This window comes from Streptomyces sparsus (genome assembly GCF_054776295.1).
In genome coordinates this window covers 1-3,969 of the sequence record NZ_BAAHCA010000446.1, presented here as the reverse complement: position 1 = coordinate 3,969, position 3,969 = coordinate 1, and the positions used below count along the sequence as shown (strand labels likewise).

Annotated in this window: 2 protein-coding genes, 1 pseudogene and 1 riboswitch; of the genes and pseudogenes, 2 read left to right on the top strand and 1 reads right to left on the bottom strand. The window is 71.7% G+C overall.

Going from position 1 to position 3,969, the window contains the following annotated elements; all coding sequences use genetic code 11:
• A pseudogene (locus tag ACYVE9_RS18180) lies at positions 1-204 on the top strand (DNA polymerase IV); the annotation flags it as partial.
• Here ACYVE9_RS18180 and ACYVE9_RS18175 read toward each other — a convergent pair.
• A complete protein-coding gene (locus ACYVE9_RS18175) occupies positions 189-572 on the bottom strand; it encodes a PRC-barrel domain-containing protein (RefSeq protein WP_461028936.1) in 384 nt (127 codons plus the stop codon). The pseudogene ACYVE9_RS18180 and the gene ACYVE9_RS18175 overlap by 16 nt on opposite strands.
• 180 nt (positions 573-752) lie before the next feature.
• Positions 753-848: riboswitch (glycine riboswitch) on the top strand.
• Between the two features lie 184 nt (positions 849-1,032).
• On the opposite strand from ACYVE9_RS18175, the gene gcvP reads away from it, so the two are divergent.
• The gene (gcvP, locus tag ACYVE9_RS18170; protein WP_461028935.1) at positions 1,033-3,918 is read left to right on the top strand and encodes an aminomethyl-transferring glycine dehydrogenase; all 2,886 of its coding nucleotides are present in this window, start codon (positions 1,033-1,035) and stop codon (positions 3,916-3,918) included.
• Positions 3,919-3,969 lie beyond the last annotated feature (51 nt).

The window sequence follows — 3,969 nt, the reverse complement described above, 5'->3', positions numbered from 1 at the left end:
GCCGCGCACGGGCACGGATGGGTGCAGGGCAGCGGCGTGGGGCGGGTCACGGTGCGCTTCGAACAGCCCGACTCGCCCCCGGGCCGGGTCCGCACGTTCGCGGCCGACGACCCGGAGCTGAGGCCGGCCGACCCGCTGCCGCTGGTGCGCGCCGCGGCGGAACCGCCCGGACGCGCGGAGCAGACGGGTCAGGTCTCGTCGTGACCGGCGATCCGGCCGAAATCGGAGTGGTCGTCCCGCGGCGGGGGATCCCCTTCGGCTGGCACGTCGAGCCCGTAGTGGTGGTACAGCTGGAGTTCCTGCTCGGGTGACAGATGCCGTCCCACCCCGAAATCGGGCGCGTCCTTGATGAGGGCCCGCTCGAACGGGACGTGCAGGCAGTCGTCGACGACCTCACTGGGATCCAGCGGCACGAAGGCGTCACGGCTGAAGAGACCGGTGCGCACCGCCGCCCACTCCGGGCGGCCGGTCGCGTCGTCGAGGTACACCTCGTCGATGGTCCCGATCTTGGTTCCGTCCCGGTCGAGGGCTTTGCGTCCGATCAGACTTCGCGGATCGATGTCGGTCTGCACGGTTCCTCCCAACTGGTCTGGGGTGCTCGGTACGGGTTCCCCGTACCGGCGAACAGGCACGTCCACCCCCCACACAAAGGCACAACGCCCGCTCCGGCCAGTCGGGAGCCCCCGCACCGGCCGCCGGCGGCACGGGCCGAGGCCGGTCCTGAGGTCGCTGGTAGGCTCGGAAGTGGCTGTCGACCCCGCGCGGGAGAGTCCTCCGGCAGAATCCGGAGGCGCCGAAGGAGCAAATCCTCCCCGGAATCTCTCAGGCTCACGTACCGCGAGGGTGAGGTCACTCTGGAAAGCAGGGCGGGCATGGCCGAACGGTGCCACGGCCCCTCCTCACCGACGGTGAAAGCCGGTCCCCGGACGGACCGGTGAAACTCTCAGGTTGAGATGACAGAGGGGGAGGCCGTCCGGGCACCCGCGCCGTGGTGCCCCTCGCCGGTCGCGCAGACCAGGAGGCCTTCCGCAGATGACCACCGAACGCATCCCACTCGCCGCTCTTGAGCGGGGCACACCCTTCGAGCAGCGCCACATCGGCCCCGACGCCGAGGCGCAGGCCAAGATGCTCGCCCAGGTCGGTTACGGCTCGCTGGACGAGCTGACGGCCGCCGCGGTACCCGACGTCATCAGGACCACCGAAGCGCTGAACCTGCCCGACGCGCGCAGCGAGGCCGAGGTACTGGCGGAACTGCGCTCGCTCGCCGACCGCAACCAGGTCCTCGACTCCATGATCGGCCTGGGATACCACGGGACGTTCACCCCGCCCGTCATCCTCCGCAACGTGCTGGAGAACCCCGCCTGGTACACCGCCTACACGCCGTACCAGCCGGAGATCTCGCAGGGCCGGCTCGAGGCGCTGCTCAACTTCCAGACGGTGATCGCCGACCTGACCGGGCTGCCGACCTCCGGCGCGTCACTGCTGGACGAGGGTACCGCCGCAGCCGAGGCGATGGCCATGTCCCGGCGGGTCGGCAAGGTCAAGAACGGCGTCTACCTGGTCGACGCCGACTGCCTGCCGCAGACCGTGGCGGTGCTGCGGACCCGTGCCGAACCCACCGGCGTGGAGATCGTCGAGGCGGACCTGAGCGAGGGCGTTCCGCAGGACGTCGCAGACCGCGGTGTCTTCGGCGTGCTGCTCCAGTACCCGGGGGCTTCCGGAGCCGTTCGCGACCATCGCGCACTGATCGCGCAGGCCCACGACCTCGGCGCCATCGTGACCGTCAGCGCCGACCTGCTCGCGCTGACCGTGCTCACCTCGCCCGGCGAGCTCGGCGCGGACATCGCCGTCGGCTCCAGCCAGCGCTTCGGCGTGCCGATGGGCTTCGGCGGACCGCACGCCGGTTTCATGGCGGTCCGCGAGAAGTTCGCGCGCAGCCTGCCCGGCCGACTGGTCGGCGTCTCCGTGGACGCGGCGGGCCAGCGTGCCTACCGGCTCGCCCTCCAGACCCGTGAGCAGCACATCCGGCGCGAGAAGGCGACCAGCAACATCTGCACCGCGCAGGTGCTGCTCGCCGTCATGGCCGGCCTGTACGCCGTCTACCACGGCCCTGACGGCCTCGCCGCGATCGCCCGCCGCACCCACCGCCACGCAGCCCTGCTGGCTGCCGGACTGCGCGGCGGCGGCGTCGAGGTCGAGCACGGCGCCTTCTTCGACACCGTCACCGCCCGGGTGCCCGGGCGGGCCGCCGAGGTGGTGGCAGCGGCAAGGGAGGCCGGCGTCAACCTGCGGCTGACCGATGAGGACCGGGTCGGTATCGCCTGCGACGAGACCACCGGCCGCGACCAGCTCGCAGCGGTGTGGGGGGCCTTCGGCGTGCGGGCAGACGTCGACGAGCTGGACGCCGTCGCCGAGGACGCCCTGCCGGGCGGTCTGCTGCGCACCGACGAGTACCTGACCCACCCCGTCTTCCACCAGCACAGGTCCGAGACCGCGATGCTGCGCTACCTCCGCAAGCTCGCCGACCGCGACTACGCGCTGGACCGGGGCATGATCCCGCTCGGCTCGTGCACGATGAAGCTCAACGCGACCACCGAGATGGAGCCGGTCACCTGGCCCGAGTTCGGTGCGCTGCACCCCTTCGCGCCGGCCGACCAGGCAGCGGGCTACCTGACGATGATCCAGGAGCTGGAGGAGCGGCTCGCCGAGCTCACCGGCTACGCCAAGGTCTCCATCCAGCCGAACGCCGGCTCGCAGGGAGAGCTGGCCGGACTGCTCGCGGTACGCGCCTACCACCGCGCCAACGGTGACGACCAGCGCACCGTCTGCCTGATCCCGTCGTCCGCGCACGGGACCAACGCCGCCAGCGCGGTGATGGCCGGCATGAAGGTCGTCGTGGTCAAGACCGGCGACACCGGTGACGTCGACGCCGATGACCTGCGGGCCAAGATCGAGCAGCACGCCGACGAACTGGCTGTGCTCATGGTCACCTACCCCTCCACGCACGGCGTGTTCGAGGAGCACATCTCCGACATCTGCGCCGCGGTGCACGACGCGGGCGGCCAGGTCTACGTGGACGGCGCGAACCTCAACGCGCTGGTCGGGCTGGCCAAGCCGGGCCGGTTCGGCTCGGACGTCTCGCACCTCAACCTGCACAAGACGTTCTGCATCCCGCACGGCGGCGGCGGTCCGGGAGTGGGACCGGTCGGTGTGCGCGAGCACCTCGCCCCCTACCTTCCCAACCACCCGCTTCAGCCGGCCGCCGGCCCCGAGACGGGCATCGGGCCGATCTCCGCGGCGCCGTGGGGCTCCGCGGGCATCCTGCCGATCTCCTGGGCCTACGTACGGCTGATGGGAGCGGAGGGGCTGCGCCGCGCCACGCAGGTGGCCGTGCTCAGCGCCAACTACATCGCAAAGCGGCTCGAGCCGCACTACCCGGTGCTGTACTCGGGCCCCGCGGGGCTGGTCGCACACGAGTGCATCATCGACGTCCGGCCGCTGACCCGGGCCACCGGCGTCAGCATCGACGACGTGGCCAAGCGGCTCATCGACTACGGCTTCCACGCGCCGACGATGTCGTTCCCGGTGGCCGGCACACTCATGATCGAGCCCACCGAGAGCGAGGACCTCGCCGAGGTGGACCGGTTCTGCGAGGCGATGATCGCCATCCGTGCGGAGATCGACAAGGTCGGCTCCGGCGAGTGGCCCGCCGAGGACAATCCGCTGCGCGGGGCCCCGCACACCGCGGCCCAGCTCGCGGGGGAGTGGGAGCACCCCTACACCCGGCAGGAGGCCGCCTTCCCGGCCGGCGCCGGTGCGTCGGACAAGTACTGGCCGCCGGTGCAGCGCATCGACGGCGCCTACGGTGACCGGAACCTGGTCTGCTCGTGCCCGCCGCTCGAGGAGTACGACGGCTGAGCCGTCACCCCCTGGAGAGACCGGATCCGGGCCCCCGGCGTGCGCGCCGGG

Excerpts from the sequence above, each read along its gene's own strand:
- gcvP (WP_461028935.1), top strand. The coding sequence starts at position 1,033 with ATGACCACCGAACGCATCCCACTCGCCGCTCTTGAGCGGGGCACACCC.